Here is a 22,289-nt window from a genome sequence, read left to right on the forward strand (position 1 = left end):
ACGGCGGTGGGCAACTCCCGACACGCGTACGGCTCCACGGCGGTGGGCAACTCCCGGCACGCGTACGGCCGCACGGCGGTGGGCAACTCCCGACACGCGTACGGCCGCACGGCGGTGGGCAACTCCCGGCACGCGTACGGCCGCACGGCCGGTACGCCCCTCCCCGCACGCGTATCACCATGGCCGGATTCCTTACCGCGGATGGCCGAATGGGCATCAGCACAGTCGCGCCCCTACGGCGTTGGGAGCGGACAGCGGGGTGTCCGAGGCGCATGGACTGACCGGTCGGTACGTGCTCTGGTGAGCCCTCGTCAAGGGGCGGTGCCTCGCCAGGCATCGCCCGAGCGAAGCGATGCGCGCGCATCCCTGCCCGCCAGGAGAGCTCCATGGCCCATCAGCACGCCCATCCGCACACCCCCCGCTTCCATCAAAGACCCCGGCCCCACCGGGTGAGCAGATCCTTCGCGCTCGTCAACGGAGTGACCTTCACGGTCCATCTCCTGCTTGCCTGCGCCGCAGAGGACCTGCTGGCCACCCCTGTCGCCGGACAGATCAACCTCGGCGTCGTCGCCCTTCTCGCGCAGGGCTCGCTCCTGTTGTGGACGGCGGCGCGTTACGACCGCGCCACCCACGAGGAGGCCGCGTACGAGTCGGCGGAGGAGCACTGATGCTTCCTCAGATCCTGCTCGCCGCAGGGGGTCCCGGCACCCTCGACCTGGACACGGACACCCGCTCCTGGGTTCTCGTCGGCTTCCTCACCTTCATCGTCCCGATCCTGCTCATCTGCGTGCTCAACGGACCCGAGCGGGACCGGGTCGACGACTTCTACACGGCGGGCCGCGGGCTGGGACCCGTCCAGGGCGCCCTCGTCCTCACCGGCGTCTACCTCTCCGCCGCGACCGTGCTCGGCACGACGGGAACCGTCGCGGTCTTCGGCTTCGACGGACTGTTCATCGCCCTGTGCACCGTGCTGTCGCTCGGCGTCCTGCTCCTGCTGTCCGGCCCGCTGCGGGAACGCGGCAGCTACACCCTCGGCGACACGTTCGCCCTGCGGGCCCCGGGGCCCTCGGTCAGGATCGCGGTCGCCGTCGTCACGCTGAGCGCGTGCGTCCCGTATCTGATCGTCCAGCTCTCCGGTGCGGGCAGGACCACCGCCATGCTGCTCGGCCTGTCCGGTCCCGGCGCCGAGCAGACCGCCATCGTCATGATCGGCACCCTCGTCGTCTGCGCCACGGCCTTCGGCGGGATGCGCGGCATGATCGCGATCCAGGTGATCAAGACGGTGATCCTGCTCGCCATGGCCGTGGCCGTGGCGGCGGTGCTGCTCCACCGCTTCCACTGGAGCCCCGACTCCCTCATCGAGGCCGCCGGGCGGGGCAGCGGCCGTCCCGAGGGCTATATGCGTCCGGGCCTGCGGTTCGCTGCCAGCAGCCCGGTCGAGGGGACCCTCGACTTCATCGGTCTGATGATCACCGTCGTACTGGGCGTCGCCTGCATGCCCCATGTCGCCACCCAGCTCAACACCGCGCCCGACACCGCCACGGCACGCCGTACGGTCCGCCACACCATCGCCATCGTCGGTGCCATCTGCCTGCTCACCACCGTGCTGGGTTTCGGGGCCGCGGCGCTGATCGGCGCCCCGAAGATCCTCGCCGCCGACCCCGGGGCCACCAGCAGCCTGCTGATGCTCACCGGCGATCTGGCGGTCGGCTCGTCGGCGCAGACGGGCGAGGCATGGCTCGTCGTGCTGGTCTCCTGCGCGGTGTTCCTCACCACGCTGGCGGTCGTCGCGAGCGTGACGCTGGCGGCCGCAGGCTCGGTCGCCCACGACCTCGTCACCAACGTCTTCCGCCGCGGGCGCACGACCGAGGGCCGGGAAGTGGCCGCGGCCCGTATCGCGTCCGCCTTGGTCGGAGTGCTGAGCATCTGCCTCGCGGTGTGGGTGCAGGGCTGGAACATGGGATTCCTGTCCACGATCTCCCTGGCGGTGGCGAGCTCCTGCCTGCTCCCGGCGCTGGTGTACTCGCTGTTCTGGCGCGGCTTCACGCACAGGGGGCTGCTGTGGACGCTGTACGGAGGTCTCGGCTGCGCGCTCGGACTCCAGGTCGTGAGCCCCGTCTTCTCCGGCAGCCCGATGGCACTGTTCCCCGAATGGGACATCTCCTGGTTCCCGCTGCAGACGGTCGCCCTGGTGTCGCTGCCCGTCGCGTTCCTGCTCGGCTGGCTGGGGAGCGTCACGGGACAGCGGCGTGCGACCGCGTTGCCGGAGCAGCCCGTCAGGGCGTGACGCACGAATGCGGCGGCCGGTGGAGCGCCCTCACACGCTCCACCGGCCGCCGCCCCGTGCGGCGTTCAGCCCGCGGCGACGTCGTCGATACGTCGACGCAGGCGCCGCATCCCGCGCAGCACCGGTCGGTGTCGCTCGCGCGGAAGGCGCGATGGTCCCGTACCTCACCGTGGGGAAGGATCCGGAACCGCCCGCCCTCCAGTCCTTTCATCACCTCGTCGGCCACGACCTCGGGGTCGAGCACCGGGCCGCCGGGCGACCCCGATGGCCCGAACCCGGCGCCGGTGACCACGACACCCGCGCCCTTGAGCTCCATGGGTGCCATCCGTCTCACTCGCCTGCGACGGCGAGCACGAGCTTGCCGTGGTTCTCGCCGCGGAAGAGCTCGAGCAGCGTGGAGCGGCCCCCCGTGAGCCTCCGCCAACGTGAAGCCGCAGGTCAAAGGGCTGGTCTGACGGTTGTTCTGGGTGCTCATGCTGGTCAGGGGCGGCAGTCTGTGCAGTAGATCATCCGTCATCCCGATCCCCAGTGCGACGGATGATCGGGGGTTGCAGAGCGGGGGCTGCCAAGGGACAGAACCTCTTGGTACATCAGCCGCGTTGGTATCTGGCTGCCATCGTGTGGAATACCTTCCTCGGTTCCCAGCGCCTCTCGTCGAGCATCCTGACGACGCCGTAGGAGCCAAGGTATTGCTTCCCGGGCGCTGTATCCGGCGAAGGTGAACCAGAGCGCGGTGTCCTCGAAAGCTCGAGTGCCGGGCCGATGGGCCGGTCACGTCGACCGACACTCCCACCTTCCACCCGATTATCGTATTTGCGACTTTTTCTGTGTTTTGATGCACCCGCTGGCGCTCGGGCGCTGCGGTGACGGCCCATCACAGAAGGAGAGCGTGTCGGATGTTCGGATCCCGGGGTAGAGATGACGCTGATCGCGCACGGCCGGCGACACTGAGCCGGCATTGGAAGACGGCCGTGGTGGCGGCCGCAGGCTTCGCCACCATCGCCGGCACGACGGCCCTGGTCGCCGTCACCGACGACGACAAGGCGGGAGCGAAGACCGCCTCCGCGGCGGCCGACCAGGCCAAGGGCACGACCCAGCCCGCACCCGCCAAGGACGCCACGACCCGCGGCGGAAGCGCCGAGGACACCGAGGACGACAAGGACGCCGACTACTGGGCCGAACACGCCGGAAACCCCGGCTGGAACGACAGCGACAACACCGAAGACCACGCAGGCAGCAGGGACGTGAGAACGGGCCCGGACACCACTGACTCCGGCAACCACGACGACAGCGACGCGGACGAAGACCACGACGAGAGCAGCGCCGACCAGAGCCACTCCGGCGAGCCCGAGGGGAAGCCCGGCCCGGCGGCCGCGGACACGCAGAAGCGCGCCGGCAACCCGAACGGCCCCGAGGGACAGAACGGCCCCGAGGGACACAGCAGCCACGACCGCGGCCATGACGGGCAAGGCGACCACGGCGAACAGACCGACCACGACAACGACAGCGACCGCGGTCGTGACGGGCAGAGCGGCCGCCACGAAGAATCCGGCCGCCAGGGGCAGGACGGTCACCGGGACTCCCGCGAGGCCGGGGACAAGGCGAGGTCCGTCGGCTGCGACCCCAACGACCTGATCTCGGCGATCATCGACGCCAACAGCGACGGCGGAGGAACCCTCTCGCTCGCCGAGAAGTGCACCTACACCCTCACCGCCAACCAGGACGGCAACGGCCTTCCCGAGATCATCCAGCCCATCACCATCCACGGCAACGGCGCCACCATCGCCCGCGCCGCGGGCGCCGACCAGTTCCGCATCTTCGAAGTCGGCACCGGCGGCGACCTCACACTCCGCCACCTCACCCTCACCCGCGGCAAAGCCGCCGCCGACGAGGACGGCGGCGCCATCAACGTCAACGCCGCCGGCCGCCTCACCCTCGACCACACCACCCTCCACAACAACACCGTCGACGACACGAGCACCGACAACGCCGGCGCCATCTACAACCAGGGCATCACCACCATCCGCAACAGCACCCTCAGCAAGAACTCCGGCGAAGACGGCGGCGCGATCCACAACGACAACGGCAAACTCGACATCGCCAAAACGGAACTCACCCGCAACACCGCCGGCGATGGCGGCGCCATCTACAGCGCCGGCTCCACGACCATCGACAAGAGCCTGTTCAAGAGCAACACCGCCAGCGGCGCCGGTGGTGCCCTCTACGTCCCTGCGGGTGCGACCGACATCGACAGCAGTGCCTTCCTCTACAACTACGCCGAAAGCGGTGGCGGCGCCTTCTACAACGACGGCGTCGGGAGCCTGTACGTCCGCAGCAGTACCGTCGCCCGCAATACCAGCGACGACGGTGGCGGCCTCTACGCCGACGGCAACTCCCACACGGTGATCTCGGACAGCCGCTTCCGTGGCAACACCGCCTTCGAAGGTGACGGCGGCGGCATCTACCAGGACGGCGATCTCGCCCTTCAGCGTACGGTGGTCAGCGGTAACCAGGCTCCCAGCGACGGTGCTACCGGCGGCGGCATCTACGTCGGAGTCGAAGTCCTGAACCTGACCGACGTCGAGGTCACCGACAACACCTCCGACACCGCGCCCGGCGGTATCGACAACAACGGAACCGTCACCACCCACGGCAAGATCAAGATCATCGACAACGTGCCGACCAACTGCGAGGGCAGCGCCAACCCCGTCCCGAACTGCTTCGGCTGACACCCCCACCAAACAAGGAAAACTGCCATACAAAGCAATGAATCACCCCGCACCCGCCCCCGGCACCCTGCCGGGGGCGGCCACGGGCACCGGCCGGGCGGAGCTGATCGGACTGCTCGCCGCCCAGGCCCCGCGCCTGGACCGCGTCCTGAAGAAGGTCGCCGGGCAGGGCGGGGAGGTGGTCCTGATCGACGGCACCCTCATCCGCACCCAGCGCCGTACACGCAGCGCCGACCGACGGAACTACTCCGGCAAGCACCGAACCCATGGCCTGCACTTCCCCACCCTGACCGACGAGAAGGGACGCCTGATCTGGATATCCGCCGCGCGGCCTGGCCGCACCCACGACAACACCGCCGCCCGCCACGACCACATCCTGGCCCACCTGCGCGCCGCCGGCCTCGGGGCGCTGGCTGACCTCGGCTTCCGCGGCCTGGACAACGACATCTTCGACCCAGTGATCGTCACCGGCTACGCTGCCAGCCGCACCCACAAGCTCACCCCAGGCGAGAAGGAAGCCAACCGCGTCCTCCCGTGGGACGCGCGCCGGTCGAGCACGGCTTCGCCCACCTACAGAACTGGCGGATCCTCACCAAGCTGCGCACCGACCCCGCCCGCGCCACCCAGCTCCTGCGCGCCCTGCTCGTCTTGACGAACCTCGAAGTCAACCGCTGACGGATGATCTTCGCCGTGGACTCCCGCCCACAACCAGCATGAGCGCCCCGAGGAGCGGTCACACCAGCCCTTTGACCTGCGACTTCAAGTTGGCGGAGGCTCCGTGCGGTGCGCGGTCGGAGGTTCGCCGATCAGGCGACCGCGTCGGGAGCGGGGCCCACCAGTTCCTCCAGGACGTCCTCCATGGTGACGAAGCCGATGACGGTGCCCTTGGTGCCGGTGACGGCGGCGAGATGGGTGCCGGCGCCCCGCATGGCGGTCATGGTGTCGTCGAGAGGGGTGTCGATGGCGACCTTGATGATGGGGTGCAGGGCCGTGCGCGGGAAGGGCTTCGTGCGGTCGGCGGCGCCGAGCGCGTCCTTGATGTGCAGGTAGCCCAGGATCGCACCGCCCTCCGCGACCACCGGCAGCCGGGAGAACCGGTTGGCGACGGAGGCCCTTTCCAGGCCCTGGGGGGTGATTCCGGCGCCGACGGTGAGCATCTTGTTGAGCGGCACCATCACCTCGCCGACCGGCCGGGTGCCCAGTTCCAGCGCGTCCTGCAGTCGCTCCCCGTCCTCCGGTTCGAGGAGCCCGGCCTCGCTGGAGTCCTTGACCAGGCGGGCCAGTTCGTCGTCGGTGAAGACCGAGGCGACCTCGTCCTTGGGCTCGACCCTCAGCAGCCGCAGGAGGGCGTTGGCGAAGGTGTTGATGCCGAAGATCACCGGTCGCAGGGCCCGGGTCAGCGCCACCAACGGGGGGCCGAGGAGCAGCGCGGTCGGCGCCGGGGCGGCGAGGGCGATGTTCTTCGGGACCATCTCGCCGAAGAGCATGTGCAGATACGTCGCCAGCGTCAGCGCGATGACGAACGCGATCGGGTGGATCAGCGCATCCGGGACGCCGATGGCGTGGAACGGGGGCTCCAGCAGATGGGCGATGGCCGGTTCGGCGACGGCGCCCAGCACCAGCGACGACACGGTGATGCCGAGCTGGGCCGTGGCCATCATCGCGGACAGGTGCTCGATCCCCCAGAGGGTGCTCCGGGCACGCAGGTTGCCCTTGACCGCGGCCGGCTCGATCTGGCTGCGGCGCACGGAGATCAGGGCGAACTCGGCCCCGACGAAGAAGGCGTTGGTGACGAGGGTGAACGCACCGATCAGCAACTGGAGGGTGGTCATCGGGTCTCCTCCACGCTCTCCGCCACGGCGGCGGGGGCGGTGATGCGGACACGGTCGGCACGGTGGTGCTCGGTGTGGAGCACGGCGAGCCGCCAGCCGTCGACGTCGAGGCGGTCGGCGGTGGTCGGGATGCGCTCCAGCCGCATGGCGATCAGTCCCGCCAGGGTCTCGTACGGGCCGTCGGGCGCGGCGAAGCCGATCTCCCGGAGCTGGTCGATACGGACGCTGCCGTCGGCGTGCCACACCGGACGGCCGTCGAGCGCGGGCTCGGCGGGCGCCAGGTCGGGCGTCTCGTGGGGGTCGTGCTCGTCGCGGACCTCACCGACGACCTCCTCGACGATGTCCTCGACGGTGGCGACGCCGGCGGTGCCCCCGTACTCGTCGATGATCACGGCCATGGTACGGGCTCTGCGCAGCCGGCCGAGGAGCTTGTCCACCGGCAGCGAGTGCGGCACCAGGAGGGGCGCGGTGGCCAGGTCGGCTATCGGCGTGAGCGGCCGCTTGTCCTCGTCGAGGGCGAGGACGTCGCGGATGTGCACGGTGCCGATGACCTCGTCGAGGCTGTCCCGGTAGACCGGGAAGCGGGACAGGCCGGTGGCGAGGGTGAGGTTCGCCGCGTCCGCCGCCGTGGCGTGCACTTCGAGGGCGCGGACGTCGACGCGGGGCGTCATGACGTTCTCCGCCGTCAGCTCGCCCAGGTGCAGGGTGCGGACGAACAGTTCCGCCGAGTCGGCCTCGATGGCGCCCTCCCGGGCCGAGTGCCGCGCGAGCGCGATCAGTTCCTCGGGTGTACGGGCCGACGCCAGCTCCTCGGCGGGTTCCAGCCCGAACCGGCGCACGATCCGGTTCGCGGTGTTGTTCAGGTGGTGGATCAGCGGTCCGAAGGCGGCGGTGAAGCCGCGCTGCGGCCCGGCCACGACCCTGGCCACGGCGAGCGGGCGCGAGATCGCCCAGTTCTTGGGCACGAGCTCGCCGACCACCATCAGGACGACGGTCGAGATCGCGACGCCGAGCAGCGTCGACACGGTCGGGACGACGCCGGGGGGCAGTCCCACCGCCTCGAGCGGGCCGCGCAGCAGGGCCGAGACGGACGGTTCCGCGAGCATGCCGATCACCAGCGAGGTCACGGTGATGCCCAGCTGGGCACCGGACAGCTGGAGGGTGAGGCGCTTCACGGCCTTGAGGGCGCTCTCGGCGCCCCGGTCGCCGGCCCGCGCCGCACGCTCCAGCTCACCGCGTTCGACGGTGGTGAGGGAGAACTCGGCCGCGACGAAGACGGCGCAGGCGAGCGTGAGCGCCAGGGCGACGAGCAGCAGGAGCACTTCGGTCACCGTGCCACCTCCCGGCCCTTGGAGAACGGTGGGCGGGACGGGGCACGGCTGGGACTGGGAGGTTCACCCATTGCGGGTCTGCTGCTCCTTCGTGGCTCGACGGACCGGGATCGGCCCTGTTGGGGTCATGGTCGGGACAGTGTCCGCCGAACCATGGTAAAGGAGGGGTAAAGCGACTGGCCATTCCCTTTGCACTGGCCACCCGTAGGGCGTTTTCGGCCGTTCCGGTGCCGCGCCCGGTGTGTACGGGCCGCGGCGGGTGCTCCCCTCCTATGCTTCTACATGCGTGTAGATAACGCCAGGGCGGTACGGGTTGTTCCCGCGGTACGGGATGTTCCCGGGGACGAGGAGCGGTGCCCCGCGGGCCCACCCCGCCCGTCCCCGCGGAATCGCCGCGTCGTCCCACAGGAATCCCGCACACGAAGGAGTGAACGCCACGATGGTGTTCAAGCGACTGCTCGGCTCGGTCGGCGTCGGAGGCCCGGCCGTCGACACGGTCCTCGCCCCCGGAGCCGTCCCGCCCGGGGGCACTCTCACCGGCGAGGTCCGGCTCGAGGGCGGGGACACCGCCTTCGAGATCGAGCACATCACCCTGGAGTTCGTCGCCCGCGTCGAAGCGGAGAGCCGGGAAGCCGGCGAAGGGGAGCGGGAGGCGGAGGTCGCCTTCGAGCGGTTCACGGTGGGCGGCGGGTTCCGGCTCGACCCGGGCGTGCGGCACGTCGTCCCCTTCGCGGTGACGGTGCCCTGGGAGACGCCGGTGACCGAGTTGCACGGACAGGCGCTCGGCGTCGTGCTCGGTGTGCGCACGGAGCTCGGCGTGGCCGGCGCCCGGGACAGGGGCGACCTGGACCTGCTGGCCGTGCGGCCGCTCCCGGTGCAGGAAGCGGTACTGGAGGCATTCGGGCAGCTCGGCTTCGGCTTCCGGTCCGCCGACATCGAATACGGACGCATCGGGGGCACGGGGCAGCAACTGCCCTTCCACCAGGAGATCGAGCTCACCCCGCCCCCGCACGACGCCCACGCGGTCGACGAGGTCGAGGTGACCTTCCTCGCCGGACCGGGCCGTGTGGAGGTGGTCCTCGAGGCGGACCGGCGGGGAGGGCTGTCCGCGGACGGCCACGAAGCGCCGGCCCGTTTCGACGTCGCCCACGACGAGGCCGGCGACACGGACTGGAAGACCAGGGTCCGCGCCTGGCTGCACTATCTGCTGGAGCACCGCTCCGGCCCCGCCGGGCACGGGCCGCACGGCGGCAACGCCGCCCACGGCCTCGTCCACGGCGGCGGGCACGAGGACCACCACCACGCCGGGCACCACGGCCACCACCGCGGCGGTCACCACGGACCCGGCACGGGCGCCGCGGTGGCCGTCGGCGCGGCGGGCCTGGCCGTCGGCGCGGGCATCGTCGGCGCGGAGGTCGTGGACGAGATCGGTGACGCCTTCGAGGACGAGGGCCCGGACGGGAGCGACGCGGAAGGCGAGGGCGAGGAGGGCTGACGACCGACCGATCCTCCCGTGCCCGCGCCAAGGGCTGCCCCGTGGTCTCCGGTGGATCAGGGCGCGGCGTCAGATGCGGTGCATCGCAAGGCGCAGGGTCGTCCTCATGCCGGGTGCATTCGGGCGATCCGACAACGCAGCGAGGTGCCGCAGCCGTCGTCGTGCGCCCGCTGGGGAGCACGGGACAGCCCTTACAGCGGCGTCGCGGCCTTCAGCACCAGGAACAGCGCCACCGCCGAGTTCGCCGACGACAGCGCGGAAACCGCCGCCCCCGCCGCGGCGGTCCAGAGCGCCGCGCCCGCGGCGGTGAAGGCGGGCGGCCAGGTCCCGGCGGGCGGTACGGGCCCCAGCAGGGCGGCGACACGCCGCGGTACGGGGCCCGTCGCGAAAGCGGCCGGGACCGGGAACGGGGCGCCCCGGGACACCAGGCCCGCCTTGCCGACCGCCCTGGCGGTCACGCGCCGGTCGCCGATGGCCCCGGCGGCCTCCTCGTCCGCCCAGCGCTCCGCGCAGTAGGCGACGGCGGTGTGCAGGGGCAGCAGGAAGGGATTGGCGCGGGAGGCCAGCCGGGCCGCGAGGAGATGGCGGTGGTGACCCGCGGCCAGATGCGCGCGCTCGTGCGCGAACAGGGCGCGGCGCTCACGCGAGTCGAGGCGGGCCAGCATGCCGGTGGACACCACGATCCGGCCCCGCACCTGGCCCCGGCCGCCGGGCAGCGCGTAGGCGTACGGCGAGTCGTCGGGCAGCACCGCGACGGGGGACGGCGGCAGCCCTTCCAGGGCGCGCTCCGCCCGGCGCCGGACGCGGTGGTGCCGCCACACCGTACGGACCGCGGCCGCCGCCACGGCGGCCAGCGCGGGGATGGCGGCCTTGCCGACGACCTCGTCGTACGGCACCGCCTCGCGCACCTCGGGGTCGGACCAGGTGTCCGGGAGCGGGTTGCCCGGCAGTTGCGCGGTGCCCACCACCATGATGAGCGCGAGGCAGAGGGTGCTGCACAGGGCCATCAGGGCGCCGACCCCGGCCAGGAGACGCGTGGCGGTGCGGGGGTGCAGATGCTGCTCGGCGAGGCGCGCGATCGGCCAGGCCGTCAGGGGCAGCACCAGCGGCAGGAAGACGAAGACGCCCACCCGGTCACTCCTCGGGATCGTCGTCCGCGTGGCCGAGCAGTTCGCGCAGCACCTGCTCGTCCTCGGGTGACAGGGAGGTGACGAAGCTGGTGAGCACCGCCTCCCGGTCCCGTTCGCCGTCGAGGACGCGGCGCATGCGCAGCGCGGCGAGCCCCGCCTGGTCGGCGGTCGCCTCCCAGGCGAACGACCGGCCCTCCCGCTGCCTGGTGACGGCGTTCTTGGCCTGCAGCCGGGACAGAATGGTCATGACGGTGGTGTACGCGAGCTGCCCGGGCAGGCGCTCCTTCACCCAGGCGGCCGTGACGGGTCCCGGCGCGGTCCTCAGCACCGACAGCACCTGTGCCTCGAGCTCGCCCTGTCCGCGTCTGCGTCCACCGCCCTCAGGGAGGGAACCGCCCGTTCCCCGGTTGCCCAACTCCGTCTCCCTCCCGCCTCGTCGGCGTCCTCGCGGCCTCGCCGCCTCATCGTACTGATTCACGGCGAGTCTGGGCGCGTCACCGGACAGGCGACTTCTACACATCTGTAGACTTCGAGTGTCCCCAGTTCCGTCGCCCGCGTGCCGCCGCATCCGGGCACTCACGTTCCTCTCCGAGGACGCCTCCACCGAGACCGCCATGGTGTTCGGGGAGCTGTAGCGCGACGGCGACGAGTGGAGGTTCCGCGCCGTGAGCCAGGGGCACGCCTCGGGGCTGACCGGCATCGCCTCCGACTTCGGCGGGGCGGTCTGACGCGAAACCCTGCGCCGCACGGCGGAACACCGCCCCGGGGCGAACGGCGCGATGCCGTTCGCCCCGGGGCGGCGCCTTGCGCGGCGCTGCGACACGTCCCGTCAGGCGACGAGGGTGATGCCGCTGTCGTCACGGGGCTGGGCGGTCTCCTTCGACGGTCCGGGGAGCGGACCGCCGGTGGCGGGCGGGGGCACCTTCCCCGCTGCCGCCGCCCCCTGCAGCAGCGCGTCGGCCCGTTCGAGCGCGTCCGCGACGGTGCTCGTGGCCGTCATCACGCACAACGTGTAGCTCACGTCGTCCAGAGCACGACGGTTCTCGTCGTTCTTCGGTGCGGCGATGCGCAGGTCCGCGTAACGCGCCAGGAGGCTCCGAAGCGCCTTGGGGTCCGGCATCAACACAGCGTCCACTCCTTCTTCTGATGTGCTCACCATGTGCCCCGGAATCACCGTCGCATGCACGGCATTTCAGGCGTCCCTCACACGACGTCACAAGCTCGCCCGTATGTCCGTACGGTCGACGACACCGTGTTCCGGCGGCGTTAGAGTGCCGGGGCCCACCCCCCGAACGGACGTCCCACAGGAAGACCGAGCCCTTCGTGAACGACATCCACGAGTCCGGCTCCGTCGGCGAGCGCCGTCTCCAGCAGCTCCTCGGCACCGCCGAACAGGCAGAGAACTTCTACGACCGCCAGGTGCAGTCACGCCTCACCGGGCGGATGGCGGGCTTCGTCGCCCGGCAGACGATGATGTTCCTGTCGACGGCGGACGCCGGCGGCGCCTGCGACATCACCTTCCGGGCCGGGCCGCCCGGCTTCGTCACCGTGCTCGACGACCGCACGCTGACCTATCCCGAGTACCGGGGCAACGGCGTGCTCGCCAGCGCCGGGAACATCACCGAGAACCCCCATGTCGGCCTGCTCTTCGTCGACTTCACCCACGACCACGTCGGCCTGCACGTCAACGGGACGGCACGGCTCCGGGCCGACGAGGAGCAGCGGCCGGCGTGCCCCGGTCTGCCCGTGGACACCGCTCCGGGGCGCCGGCCCGAGTTCTGGGTGCACATCACGGTGGAGGAGGCGTACGTCCACTGCTCGAAGCACATCCCGCACCTGGAGCCGGCGCCCCGGCCCCGCCAGCGGACCGACCGGCCGCGCGACGGCGAGTACTTCGTCGCGCCCGAGCGGCTCGGGGCCCCGGCGTACGGGCCGGTTCCGCCCGCCCGGCCCTCCGGCGCACCGCACCCCGGCGCCCCGGTGTGAGGCGCCCGGCACCGGGCGAACGCGGTCACCGCGCCCGCGCCTTGACGAGCTCGGCCTCGAACTGCGCGCCCGCAAGCAGGGCGAGGTTGGAGACCCACAGCCAGACCAGGAACACGATGAACCCGGTCAGCGGCCCGTACAGCCGGTCGTAGGTGCCGACATGGGCGGTGTACGAGGTGAACACGGCGGAGGCGGCGAGCCAGAGCAGAACGGCGAGTCCGCCTCCGAGCGCCCGCCGCCGCTTCCCTCGGGCAGGTACCGGTCCCGAGCGGAAGAGCACCAGCACCATCGTGGCCGCCAGGCAGAGCAGCAGGGGCCACTTGAGCACGTCCCAGGTGACGACCGCCGCCCCGTCGAGACCCAGCGCCCCGCCGAGCGCCACGGCCAGCTCGCCACTGAGGGTGAGCACCAGCGCGCTGGAGACGAGGGCGGCCAGCAGGACGCACGCCGTGACGACCGCACGGGGCACGGTCCGCCAGGCGGACCGTGCGTCCTCGACGCCGTGCATGGAGTGCAGGGCCCGGCGGAAGACGGCCAGATAGCTGGAGGCGGACCAGAGCGAGCCCACGAAGCCGATCAAGGCGACCAGCCGCGCCTGGGACTGCCGCCCCGCCAGGTCCCGCAGCGTTCCCTCCAGCAGCGGCCGGGTCTGGGACGGCACCAGCGCGGCCGCACGCTCGATCAGGGCACCGGTCTGCGTGGCGTCGGCGAGCCCGGTGAGCGAGACGGTGACCAGCAGCATGGGGATCAGCGCCAGTACGGCGTAGTACGTCAGTGCCGCGGCCCAGTCCATGACGTCGTCGTTCCAGACGGACACCGGCGTCCGGCGCAGGGCGGTGAGCAGATCGGCCCGCGGGGGCAGCACCGCGGACGGGGTGCCGTCCGGCACGGCCCCGCCGGTACGCGTCCGGTCACCGTGCATGTCGTCTCCTGTCGCGAGGGAGTGCCCCGGTCCGTGTGCCCGTGGACGGCGAGTCACGCGGGCGGCGGCCCCCGACATCTGCCCGCATCCCGCCGGGCCATCCGTCCCGCGCGGACGTCATCGAGCGGGTGTGTCGTGGCCCCGGGTGTCCCCGGCCGGTAAAAAGATATGGTTGCGGTGGCGGGGACGGCCTCTGCCTCTGGATCTGCGGCGCTGCCACGGCCCCGCGAAATGAGGGTGACCGATTCGGGGTGTCGGAAGGTATGGACGCGAACCACTCTGCTTCCGGGCCCCGCCGGCGCGACGACCCGGCGGTGGGCCACGAGTTCGTCGAACTTCTCGAGGCCCTGTGGACACGGGGCCGTGAGGTGCCCTACGCGCCGGTCTCCGCGTCGCAGCTCCGTGTCCTCTACACCCTCGACCGCGACGAGGGGATCAACCTCCGGACCCTGGGCGAGCTGCTGGGCTCGGCCCCGCCCTCCGTCAGCCGGCTCTGCGACCGGCTCGAGGCGCTCGGTTTCGTCCGCCGGCTCCCCAGCCAGGTCAGCAGGCGCGAGCTGGAGCTCCATCTGACCGGCCGCGGCCGGACCTACCTGCAGGAGCTGCGCAGCCGCAGGGACGCGTCGTTGCTCGAAGTGATCGCCGCGATGCCCCCGGCCGCGGCCAGGTCCCTCCTCCTGGGCCTGTCGGGCTTCCGGGACGCGCTCGGTGAGACGGGCTCCGCACCGGGGTTGCGCCCCGCCGACGACGCACGTTCCGCCTGACCAGCCCGCCGGGCGCCGTCCGGGCGGTCCGGCGAGCGGGCGTTCTTCACGCCCGCCGCACCGGATCGTTCCCCAATCGTTCCCCCACCGGCACAAGGATCTGCGGCCGGTCGGGTAGTCGGGGGGAGGGATATGGTTGCCCATGTACCCGCCTCGTGCCCGCGCGACGACGCCGGCCGCCGGAACCCCGGCCACCGGTATCCGTCCGGCGCCGGCGCGCGCGAGGCAGGGGCGCGGCACCGGGTCCGCGGCATCGGCGGAGCACGTCTGATTTGGAGTGTCACGGCATGAGCACGAGTCCGGCTCCACGCTCGCGGCGGGCGACCGATGCGGCACGAGCGGCCTGCGACGTCATCGAGATGCTCGAGATCCTGTGGGAGCGGGGCAGGGACACCGCCTCGGCCGTCTCCGCCTCACAGCTCCGGGTGCTGTACAGCCTGGAGCGCGCCGACGGGATCAACCTGCGCACGCTCGGCGACGTCCTGGGCTCGGCGCCGTCGTCGGTCAGCAGGCTGTGCGACCGGCTGGAGGCCATGGGGCTCGTGGAACGCACCCCCAGCCCGGTGAGCCGCAGGGAGCTGACGATCCGCCTGACCGGCCACGGCCGGGCGTACCTCTCGGAGTTGCGGTCCCAGCGCGAGGAGGTCCTGCTGGCGGCGATCGAGGCGATGGACCCCGCGTCCCGTGCGGCGCTGCTCGAGGGACTCCACGGATTCCGGGAGGCCGTGGTGGCGGACGGAGCCCGCAGCCCCGGTCCGGGCGGCGCCGGGAGCGCGGGCCCGGACGGCGGTTCCGCGAGGCACGCGTAGCGGCCCAGGGCACTCCGCACCGCGCAGGCCGTCTCGTCCCGCCCGGTCAGCCCGCGGTGTGCGCCCTGCCGCCGGAACCACTCCCCCGTCCGTACCAGTCGAGGCAGACCACGAGCGCGTCGTCGTCGAGGGGCTGGTCCCCGCGGTGGCCGGCGAGCTCACGCAGCACGGCCCCGGGGACCTGGGTGGGCGGGAGCAGGCTGGTGGCCAGCAGCGTACGGGCGAGGGTCCGCAGGCCGTAGGACTCGCCCGCGGGGGACACCGCGTCGTAGACGCCGTCGCTGCCGAAGACCAGACGGTCGCCGGGGAGCACGGTGAACCGCTCCGGTACGTACACCGTCTCCTCGAACATGCCGAGCGGCAGCTGCGCGTCGAACGGGATCGGCTCCACCTCGCGGTCGCGGAGCCGCCAGAGCCGCGGCGACCCGGCGTCGATGACCTCGACCTCGCCCGTGGCGAAGTCGAAGCGCAGCAGCAGCACGGACACGTAGGCCCGGCCCCGGTAGTGGGCCCAGACGGCCTGGTCGGCGAGGGCGGCCTGGTCGGCGAGGCCGAGGCCGGCGCGGCGGGCGTTGCGCAGGGCGTTGACGGCGAGATTGCTGAGGAGGGCCGCCTCGATGCCGTCGCCCATGCCGTTGGTGACGGCCATGGTGAGGTGGTCGGACGACACGGACCAGTCGTAGTTGTCACCGAAGATCGCGTAGGCCGGTTCCAGCTGGGCGCCGAGCGCGAACTCGTCCCGTGCGCAGGCGTGGCCGGGAAGCAGCTGCCACTGCATCTCGGCCGCGAGGGTCAGCCGTGCCGCACGGCGGGCCAGGACGTAGAGGTCCGTGTCGCGCTCCGCGACGAGGATCTCGTGGCCGAGCGCCTCGCAGGCCAGTCGGAGGTCCGGGAGGTCGCCCTCGGTGAAGGCGTCCGCGGCCATCCGCACCGTCAGCACGCCGAGCCGGTCACCGCGCACGGTGACGGGCAGGTGCACCGCGACCCGGCCGCCGCCGTCCTCGGTGATGTGAGGCTCCTGGGAGCCGAAGACACGGCCCTCGGGGGTGCCGTGGATCGGCACCGGCTCCGACGTGCCGGTCCCGGGGGCCACGGCCTGCAGTGACCGCAATCCGTAGTCGGCCAGCCGGAGTTCCACCCCGGCGGTGCCGTACCGCTCGTCGAGAGCGGCGCCCACCACATCGAGCAGGGTGTGGGGAGCGGCACCGCGCAGGGCCTGCTCGAGGGCAGCGAACTTGTCCACGTCATCCGATTTCTCGTCGTGCCGGGAGTACAAGCCCAGCATGCCGTCAGTGTGCGCGCATCCACGGACTCCGAGGGCACGGACGCCGAGCACGAGCACGTGATTCTACGAACCGGAAGCAACATTTGTCACGCGACAACGGTATGCGGGCGGCAAACTCGGCCCGGGGAGGTGTGCGAACGGCGACACGGGGCACACGTGCTCCGGTCAGCACGGGTGTGCGACTCACACCGCGCGGCGCCCGCCACGGACGCGCCGGCCGAACGAACCATCCGAAAGCGGAGGCATGTCCACCATGGAACAGAACCTGGACGTCGAGGTCGAGATCCACGACCCCGGTACGGCGCTGGTGACGATCCGCGGCGAACTGGACGTCGACACGGCGACGCTCCTCCACCACCACCTGGCGAACCAGGCCCTCCACGGCCGCCGCCACCTGGTACTGGACCTGTCCGCCGTGGGCTTCATGGACTCCTCCGGACTGAACGTGCTGATACGGGCCACCCGCGAGACCCGGGCGACGGGCGGCGACCTGCACCTCGCGGCTCCCACGCCGCCCGTCGCCAAGCTGTTCGACCTCACGGGCCTGAGCCTGACGACGGCCGTTCACGAGGACGTCGAGGCGGCGCTCACCGCCGTGGAGCGGGCGGGGGCACGGCCGTGACGGACGCGGCTCCCTGAGGGAAGCGGGGCCGGGAGGGCTCCGTGTCACGCCCCTGCGACGACGGCCTCGCCCCGGGGCGGGACGTCCGGCGCGAGGGGGTCGCGGGAGCCGGGCGTCACGGGCGGTCCTCGGCGCCTCGGGCCGGGGCGGCGGGGAGGGGGCGCCGCGGGCGGGTGGACACCGGACCCCCGAGGGCCCGCCCGGGCGCCCGGGCCTCGCGGCGGGCCTGCTCCGGATGGCGGCCGCGCCAGTAGGGATTGTCGTGCGGGAGCCCGCCGCTGACCCGCCCGTACATGCCGAAGGTGACGATCAGCAGGCCCATCACGAAGCTGAAGACGACATTGGACATGCCGAAGTCGAGGATGTTGGCGGGGCGGCCGAGCAGGAACAGGTGCACGAATCCGCTGAGCAGGAAGGACGCACCCACGATCATGTTGAGCGTGCTCGCGGCGTTCCCGCCCACGAGGGCGCCGCCGAGCAGCAGCAGGCCCACGCACAGGGAGATCAGACTGAGCAGGCCGTTGCTGGACAGCCCGGCCACCCGCGCGCCGTCGGTCTCGAAGAAGCCGAGCCCGTCGGCGAAACCGAGGCAGGCGAAGACCAGCAGCACCGCACCGCAGAGGGCGGCGCCCGCGCGGTAGACGGTGGCGAGAGAGTGGTCGACCGGAAGTTCGTCCCCGAGCCTCACCGTGTCCTCCTCCCCGGCCGTGGACGGTCCCGTTCCGCCCGGCCGGATACGCGTTGCGCTCCGTCACGGTCCGGCTTTCCCCCGCTCCCGGACCGGTCCTCCGTCTGCAGGCTGCGCCACCGCGGTGGGGCGGACGAGTCGCATCGGTGCTGCGTCGTTGACCGCGGGCATCCGGGACCGCGCCCTCCCGGCCCCCCGGCGCTCCAGGTGACCGGCGGCGACGAACGCCGACCGCCGCTCTATAGGCTGAGCGCGTGGCGAGTACGAACGAGACGGGGCCGGCGGACGCCGCCACCACCTCCACCCGGAGCGACGCGGCCGCGGGGGGCGCGGGCCGCGACCTGCGGGCGTTCGCGGTGCAACTGCGCCGTATGAACGGCGAGATGAACCGGCTGATCCACGGCTTCGCCGCCGCCCAGGGACTGCACGCCACCGACGTCCAGGCGCTCGCCGCGATCCTGGACTCCGACACCCCCCTGACCCCCGGGCGCCTGCGGGAGCACCTCGGCCTGACCTCGGGCGCCGTGACGGCCTGCCTCGACCGGCTGGAACGGGCCGGCCACATCCGCAGATCCCGCGACAGCAAGGACCGCCGGGTCGTCCATCTGCACTACGCGGCACGCGGCAGGTCCGCGGCCCGGGCGCACTTCCTGCCGCTCGCCGAGGCGACGGCCCGCGCCCAGGAGGGCTTCAGCGGCGACGAACTGGGCGTCGTCCTGCGCTTCCTGAACGCGATGAACGAGGAACTGGACCGTCTCTCCGGCCGCGGCTGACCCCTGCGGCAGGTCCGCGCCACCTCATCGGGCCGCGGGGCATCCGGCGGCAGCCCCTCCGCCGAAGAGCAAACCGGCACGGCGCCGCACCGCCCCTCCCCCGCCGTCCCCTGCGGACGGCTCCGGACGACCCCTCCGCGCAGCGGAACCGGCGCATGCCAAACTGTTTCAATCATTGAGATAGTCGATGAGTGAAATACTTCGTTCGGGGTGAAGAAAACGGATGAAACGACCGCACACGACCGGGAGTGCCATGTCCCCCTCCTCGCGACCGGCCCGCAGGCTGGTGCCGCTCCTCCTGCTGGCCGTCTGGCTCGTCTGCGGCGCCGCCCTCGGCCCGTACGCCGGGAAGCTCGGCGAGGTCGCCACCAACGACCAGGCGGCCTTCCTGCCCCGCAGCGCCGAGTCCACGCGGGTCGTCGACACCCAGGAGGCCTTCCGGCAGGACGAGACCCTCCCGGCCGTCGTCGTCTGGACCGTCGGAGGCGACGGAGTCGTGGGCCCGGCGGTGCGGCGGTCGGCGACCCAGGCGCTCGCCTCGCTCGAGGGGACACCCGGGATCACGGGCGCCGCCTCTCCCGCCCTGCCCGCCGAGGACGGCCGGGCGCTCCAGGGCGTCGTCCAGTTGCGCCCCGCCCCGGACGGCGAACTCCCCGACGTCCTGGCGGCGGTGCGCGAGGCGGCGGACCGGGTGCCCGGCACGACGGTCCACATCGCAGGGCCGGCCGCGACGCAGGCCGATCTGTCCGAGGCGTTCGCGGGGATCGACGGGCTGCTGCTCGGCGTCGCCCTCGCCACCGTGCTGCTGATCCTGCTGCTCGTGTACCGCAGCGTGCTGCTGCCGCTGGTGGTGATCGCCGGGGCGGTCCTCGCCCTCGGCCTGGCCTGCGCCGTCGTCCACGCCCTCGCCGACCGGGACATGGTGCGGGTCGACGGCCAGGTGCAGGGCATCCTCTCGATCCTGGTCATCGGCGCCGCCACCGACTACGCGCTCCTGCTGACGGCCCGCTACCGGGAGGAACTGGCAAGGAACGCGGACCGGTTCACGGCCGTGCGGGCCGCGCTGCGCCGCTCCGCCGGCCCCGTCGTGGCGAGTGCGGCCACCGTCGCCCTCGGGCTCCTCGCGCTCCTCTTCAGCGATCTGACCAACAACCGCGCCCTCGGGCCGGTCGGCGCCATCGGCATCGTCTGCGCCGTGCTCAGCGCCCTCACCTTCCTGCCGGCCGTACTGGTCCTGCTCGGGCGGGCCGCGTACTGGCCCGCGCGGCCCAGGCAGCCGGCCGGCGACGGCTCTTCGGCCCGGGGCGTCTGGACGCGAGTGGCGGCTCTGGTGGACCGTGCCCCGCGCAAGGTCTGGGCGGCCACACTCGCCGGACTGCTGGCGTGTGCCGCGTTCGCCCCGGGTCTCGTCCCGAAGGGGGTGCCCCTGGACGAGATCTTCGTGAACGACGCCCGGTCCGTCACCGCGCAGGCCGTTCTCGGCGAGCACTTCCCCGGCGGCTCGGGCAACCCGGCCGTCGTCATCGCCGACGCCGGCCGGGTCCGGGACGTGACGGCCGCCGCCGCCGCGACGGACGGTGTGGACTCCGCGGCTCCCGCGACCGCCTCCGGGCGCCCCGGCGCCGGAGAGCCGCTGGTGGCGGACGGGAAGGCCCGCATCGACGTCACCCTGGAGGACGCCGCCGACAGCGACGCGGCCAAGGACACGGTGGTGCGGCTGCGCGACGCGGTGCACGCCGTGCCGGGCGCGGACGCCCTCGTCGGCGGATACACGGCGCAGCAGTACGACACCCAGCGGACCGCCGAGCGTGACCGCCTGGTCATCGTGCCCGTGGTCCTCGTGGTCATCCTGCTCATCCTGGTCGCGCTGCTCCGGTCCGTGGTGGTGCCGGTGCTGCTCGTCGCGACGGTCGCCCTCAACCTCCTCGCGACACTGGGCGTCTCGGCGCTGGTGTTCCAGGGCGTGTTCGGCTTCTCGGGCACCGACGCCTCGGTGCCGCTGTACGGGTTCGTGTTCCTGGTGGCCCTCGGCGTGGACTACAACATCTTCCTGATGTCCCGCGTCCGCGAGGAGTCCCTGCCGCACGGGACGCGCGAGGGCGTCCTGCGCGGCCTCACCGCGACCGGCGGGGTCATCACCTCCGCGGGCGTGGTGCTCGCCGCGACCTTCGCCGCGCTCGCCGTGATCCCGCTGGCGTTCCTGCTCCAGATCGCGTTCATCGTCGCCTTCGGGGTCCTGCTCGACACCCTCGTCGTGCGGTCCCTGCTCGTCCCCGCGCTCGTCAGGGACATCGGCCGCGCGGCCTGGTGGCCCGGGCGGCTGAGCCGCGAGCAGGGGCACCGGAAGTCGCCCCGGGTGCCGGCGGACATCGCCTGAGCCGCGCCCGGGGTCCGCACCGACTCGGCGCCGGTGCCCCGCCGCGTGCCGACCCCCGGCGTGCGGGCCGCTCACACCGGGGGCCCGCGCGCCGGAGCCTCAGGGCCCGCGGCCGTGCCCGTAGGCACCGCCCCGGACCGCGCAACGCCCTACCGGGCCGGCGCGCACGCCCCGGGACCGGAGAGGGCCGGCGCCGGCCCGTCCTCGCGGGGTACGGGCACGTCGTGTGCGAGGGCGTCCCGGGGCTGGAGCAGCGCGTCGGAGACATCGAGCAGGGAGAGTCCGTCCCTCGCACCGGCGGCCTGGAGCATCGACAGCGCCTCGGCGACGGGACAGTCCTCGCGCGCCGCCAGATACCCGGCCGCCCGGTGGATGCGCTCCCAGCGGGCCGCCCGGGTGTCGGTGGTCCAGACCGGACAGTCGCACTCGTCGCTGCCGTGCACGGGGCGCCAGCGCAGCAACGCGTCGAGCGCGAGGCCCGCGGCGTGCTGCGCCTCGGCGATATGAGCGTCCGTCACTTCGGTGCGCACGGTGTAGTACAGGCAGATCACACCGACCGGGGCGCGCTGGACGTACATGGGGAGCGCCAGCACCTGGCGGACGTCGGTGAGCCCTTCGTGAAGCGGCGATCCCGCACGGCACGGCGCGCTGCGCAGGTCCCGGACATGGACCGGCCGCATGCGCAGGGCGGCGCTGACGGACGGCCCGTCGCCCAGGGTGAACTGCGCGGCCTCGCCGCGAAGGGCCGGTTCGTCGGTGGCGTGGAGCAGCCTCCAGCGCTCCACACACGGCAGGAACGACAGGGCCGCCCGCTGGGCGCCGAGCGCCTGGGTGAAGGCGGCGCACAACCGCTGCGGCAGGGTCCGGCGGCCGACCGCCGCGGCGACCGAGACGTCATGAACGATCGACGGTGGTTCCTCCAGCATGTCCAATTCCCTTCAGCCGTGGCTGCCGTGGGGCAGCCGCCCCGCGGGCGAGTCCGGGACGCCTGGTCCGGACGCCCCCGGGGATGCCCGTTCGTCTACCACGCTTCCGGGGCCTCATGTGCGATCCGTCCGTTCTGTCCCACACCGGACACATTCGGGCGGTAGCCGAACGGCCGTCGACCGGAGCCGCCCCGCGGGCGGTCGACACCGCTCCCGCAACTCGCCCCCTGGGCCGTTCGGGTCATCGCGGACCTGCCGCGGTGATTACCGTCCGCCATCACGGGTAGCCGGTCGATCACGTTCAGTGGCCGCACTGTTCCGGCGCGGGCCGGC

At 72.5% G+C, this 22,289-nt stretch carries 21 protein-coding genes and 1 pseudogene; 12 read left to right on the forward strand and 10 right to left on the reverse strand.

Going from position 1 to position 22,289, the window contains the following annotated elements:
• Positions 1–386 precede the first annotated feature (386 nt).
• Both O7595_RS05920 and O7595_RS05925 read left to right on the forward strand, forming a co-directional pair.
• Entirely contained in the window at positions 387–668 is a 282-nt protein-coding gene (locus O7595_RS05920) for a hypothetical protein (RefSeq protein ID WP_269727673.1), read from the forward strand.
• On the forward strand, positions 668–2,287 hold the full coding sequence (locus tag O7595_RS05925; RefSeq protein ID WP_269727674.1) for a sodium/solute symporter: 1,620 nt from the start codon (positions 668–670) through the stop codon (positions 2,285–2,287). The genes O7595_RS05920 and O7595_RS05925 overlap by 1 nt, the downstream gene beginning before the upstream one ends.
• On the opposite strand, the gene O7595_RS05930 is transcribed toward O7595_RS05925, so the two are convergent.
• Positions 2,277–2,603, reverse strand: coding sequence for a hypothetical protein (locus O7595_RS05930; RefSeq protein ID WP_269727675.1), 327 nt, complete (start codon positions 2,601–2,603; stop codon positions 2,277–2,279). The genes O7595_RS05925 and O7595_RS05930 overlap by 11 nt on opposite strands.
• 655 nt (positions 2,604–3,258) lie before the next feature.
• Here O7595_RS05930 and O7595_RS05935 point away from each other — a divergent pair.
• Positions 3,259–5,016 carry a right-handed parallel beta-helix repeat-containing protein gene (locus O7595_RS05935; protein ID WP_269727676.1) on the forward strand — a complete coding sequence of 586 codons (1,758 nt, stop codon included), beginning with the start codon at positions 3,259–3,261 and terminating at the stop codon, positions 5,014–5,016.
• 37 nt (positions 5,017–5,053) lie between these two features.
• Entirely contained in the window at positions 5,054–5,668 is a 615-nt protein-coding gene (locus tag O7595_RS05940; RefSeq protein ID WP_269727677.1) for a transposase family protein, read from the forward strand.
• Positions 5,669–5,822: 154 nt separating this feature from the next.
• Here the strand turns inward: O7595_RS05940 and O7595_RS05945 are convergent, their stop codons facing one another.
• Both O7595_RS05945 and O7595_RS05950 read right to left on the reverse strand, forming a co-directional pair.
• The gene (locus O7595_RS05945; RefSeq protein WP_269727678.1) at positions 5,823–6,848 is read right to left on the reverse strand and encodes a hemolysin family protein; all 1,026 of its coding nucleotides are present in this window, start codon (positions 6,846–6,848) and stop codon (positions 5,823–5,825) included.
• Positions 6,845–8,179 (reverse strand): hemolysin family protein, encoded by a 1,335-nt coding sequence (locus O7595_RS05950; RefSeq protein WP_269727679.1) that lies wholly within the window; start codon positions 8,177–8,179, stop codon positions 6,845–6,847. The genes O7595_RS05945 and O7595_RS05950 overlap by 4 nt, the downstream gene beginning before the upstream one ends.
• A 439-nt stretch (positions 8,180–8,618) precedes the next feature.
• Between O7595_RS05950 and O7595_RS05955 the strand changes: the two genes are divergently transcribed.
• Positions 8,619–9,674 (forward strand): sporulation protein, encoded by a 1,056-nt coding sequence (locus tag O7595_RS05955; protein WP_269727680.1) that lies wholly within the window; start codon positions 8,619–8,621, stop codon positions 9,672–9,674.
• Between the two features lie 191 nt (positions 9,675–9,865).
• Here O7595_RS05955 and O7595_RS05960 read toward each other — a convergent pair whose 3' ends face one another.
• Both O7595_RS05960 and O7595_RS05965 read right to left on the reverse strand, forming a co-directional pair.
• Entirely contained in the window at positions 9,866–10,804 is a 939-nt protein-coding gene (locus tag O7595_RS05960) for a M56 family metallopeptidase (RefSeq protein WP_269727681.1), read from the reverse strand.
• A 4-nt stretch (positions 10,805–10,808) separates the two neighbouring features.
• On the reverse strand, positions 10,809–11,219 hold the full coding sequence (locus tag O7595_RS05965; protein WP_269727682.1) for a BlaI/MecI/CopY family transcriptional regulator: 411 nt from the start codon (positions 11,217–11,219) through the stop codon (positions 10,809–10,811).
• 169 nt (positions 11,220–11,388) lie between these two features.
• Between O7595_RS05965 and O7595_RS05970 the strand changes: the two are divergent.
• A pseudogene (locus O7595_RS05970) lies at positions 11,389–11,532 on the forward strand (TerD family protein); the annotation flags it as partial.
• Between the two features lie 101 nt (positions 11,533–11,633).
• On the opposite strand, the gene O7595_RS05975 reads toward O7595_RS05970, so the two are convergent.
• A complete protein-coding gene (locus tag O7595_RS05975) occupies positions 11,634–11,924 on the reverse strand; it encodes a DUF5133 domain-containing protein (RefSeq protein WP_269727683.1) in 291 nt (96 codons plus the stop codon).
• A 203-nt stretch (positions 11,925–12,127) separates the two neighbouring features.
• On the opposite strand from O7595_RS05975, the gene O7595_RS05980 reads away from it, so the two are divergent.
• Entirely contained in the window at positions 12,128–12,790 is a 663-nt protein-coding gene (locus tag O7595_RS05980; protein WP_269727684.1) for a pyridoxamine 5'-phosphate oxidase family protein, read from the forward strand.
• 25 nt (positions 12,791–12,815) lie between these two features.
• Here O7595_RS05980 and O7595_RS05985 read toward each other — a convergent pair whose 3' ends face one another.
• Positions 12,816–13,712, reverse strand: a complete 897-nt coding sequence (locus O7595_RS05985) for a YihY/virulence factor BrkB family protein (RefSeq protein WP_269727685.1) — start codon at positions 13,710–13,712, stop codon at positions 12,816–12,818.
• Positions 13,713–13,975: 263 nt separating this feature from the next.
• Between O7595_RS05985 and O7595_RS05990 the strand changes: the two genes are divergently transcribed.
• Entirely contained in the window at positions 13,976–14,476 is a 501-nt protein-coding gene (locus tag O7595_RS05990) for a MarR family transcriptional regulator (protein WP_269727686.1), read from the forward strand.
• Between the two features lie 287 nt (positions 14,477–14,763).
• A complete protein-coding gene (locus O7595_RS05995; protein ID WP_269727687.1) occupies positions 14,764–15,285 on the forward strand; it encodes a MarR family winged helix-turn-helix transcriptional regulator in 522 nt (173 codons plus the stop codon).
• Between the two features lie 46 nt (positions 15,286–15,331).
• On the opposite strand, the gene O7595_RS06000 is transcribed toward O7595_RS05995, so the two are convergent.
• Positions 15,332–16,570 (reverse strand): PP2C family protein-serine/threonine phosphatase, encoded by a 1,239-nt coding sequence (locus O7595_RS06000; protein WP_443071567.1) that lies wholly within the window; start codon positions 16,568–16,570, stop codon positions 15,332–15,334.
• 244 nt (positions 16,571–16,814) lie between these two features.
• Here O7595_RS06000 and O7595_RS06005 point away from each other — a divergent pair, with 244 nt between their 5' ends.
• On the forward strand, positions 16,815–17,192 hold the full coding sequence (locus tag O7595_RS06005) for an STAS domain-containing protein (RefSeq protein ID WP_269727688.1): 378 nt from the start codon (positions 16,815–16,817) through the stop codon (positions 17,190–17,192).
• A 115-nt stretch (positions 17,193–17,307) separates the two neighbouring features.
• Here O7595_RS06005 and O7595_RS06010 read toward each other — a convergent pair whose 3' ends face one another.
• Positions 17,308–17,880 carry a DUF4383 domain-containing protein gene (locus O7595_RS06010; RefSeq protein WP_269727689.1) on the reverse strand — a complete coding sequence of 191 codons (573 nt, stop codon included), beginning with the start codon at positions 17,878–17,880 and terminating at the stop codon, positions 17,308–17,310.
• 254 nt (positions 17,881–18,134) lie between these two features.
• Between O7595_RS06010 and O7595_RS06015 the strand changes: the two genes are divergently transcribed.
• Together O7595_RS06015 and O7595_RS06020 are read left to right on the forward strand one after the other, a co-directional pair.
• Positions 18,135–18,653 (forward strand): MarR family winged helix-turn-helix transcriptional regulator, encoded by a 519-nt coding sequence (locus O7595_RS06015; protein WP_443071568.1) that lies wholly within the window; start codon positions 18,135–18,137, stop codon positions 18,651–18,653.
• 253 nt (positions 18,654–18,906) lie between these two features.
• Entirely contained in the window at positions 18,907–21,030 is a 2,124-nt protein-coding gene (locus O7595_RS06020) for an MMPL family transporter (RefSeq protein WP_269727690.1), read from the forward strand.
• 149 nt (positions 21,031–21,179) lie between these two features.
• Here the strand turns inward: O7595_RS06020 and O7595_RS06025 are convergent, their stop codons facing one another.
• Positions 21,180–21,956: a GAF domain-containing protein gene (locus O7595_RS06025; RefSeq protein WP_269727691.1), complete on the reverse strand. Its 777-nt coding sequence runs from the start codon at positions 21,954–21,956 to the stop codon at positions 21,180–21,182.
• Positions 21,957–22,289 lie beyond the last annotated feature (333 nt).

It is taken from the genome of Streptomyces sp. WMMC940, assembly GCF_027460265.1.
GTDB lineage: Bacteria > Actinomycetota > Actinomycetes > Streptomycetales > Streptomycetaceae > Streptomyces.

What these genes read in the sequence shown, in the direction of transcription:
- O7595_RS06005 (WP_269727688.1), top strand. Translation starts at nt 16,815, where the DNA reads ATGTCCACCATGGAACAGAACCTGGACGTCGAGGTCGAGATCCACGAC.
- O7595_RS05975 (WP_269727683.1), bottom strand. Translation starts at nt 11,924, where the DNA reads ATGCCGGACCCCAAGGCGCTTCGGAGCCTCCTGGCGCGTTACGCGGAC.
- O7595_RS05920 (WP_269727673.1), top strand. Translation starts at nt 387, where the DNA reads ATGGCCCATCAGCACGCCCATCCGCACACCCCCCGCTTCCATCAAAGA.
- O7595_RS05990 (WP_269727686.1), top strand. Translation starts at nt 13,976, where the DNA reads ATGGACGCGAACCACTCTGCTTCCGGGCCCCGCCGGCGCGACGACCCG.
- O7595_RS05925 (WP_269727674.1), top strand. Translation starts at nt 668, where the DNA reads ATGCTTCCTCAGATCCTGCTCGCCGCAGGGGGTCCCGGCACCCTCGAC.
- O7595_RS06020 (WP_269727690.1), top strand. Translation starts at nt 18,907, where the DNA reads ATGTCCCCCTCCTCGCGACCGGCCCGCAGGCTGGTGCCGCTCCTCCTG.
- O7595_RS05945 (WP_269727678.1), bottom strand. Translation starts at nt 6,848, where the DNA reads ATGACCACCCTCCAGTTGCTGATCGGTGCGTTCACCCTCGTCACCAAC.
- O7595_RS05995 (WP_269727687.1), top strand. Translation starts at nt 14,764, where the DNA reads ATGAGCACGAGTCCGGCTCCACGCTCGCGGCGGGCGACCGATGCGGCA.
- O7595_RS05985 (WP_269727685.1), bottom strand. Translation starts at nt 13,712, where the DNA reads ATGCACGGTGACCGGACGCGTACCGGCGGGGCCGTGCCGGACGGCACC.
- O7595_RS06025 (WP_269727691.1), bottom strand. Translation starts at nt 21,956, where the DNA reads ATGCTGGAGGAACCACCGTCGATCGTTCATGACGTCTCGGTCGCCGCG.
- O7595_RS05955 (WP_269727680.1), top strand. Translation starts at nt 8,619, where the DNA reads ATGGTGTTCAAGCGACTGCTCGGCTCGGTCGGCGTCGGAGGCCCGGCC.
- O7595_RS05930 (WP_269727675.1), bottom strand. Translation starts at nt 2,603, where the DNA reads ATGGAGCTCAAGGGCGCGGGTGTCGTGGTCACCGGCGCCGGGTTCGGG.
- O7595_RS06000 (WP_443071567.1), bottom strand. Translation starts at nt 16,570, where the DNA reads ATGCTGGGCTTGTACTCCCGGCACGACGAGAAATCGGATGACGTGGAC.
- O7595_RS05940 (WP_269727677.1), top strand. Translation starts at nt 5,054, where the DNA reads ATGAATCACCCCGCACCCGCCCCCGGCACCCTGCCGGGGGCGGCCACG.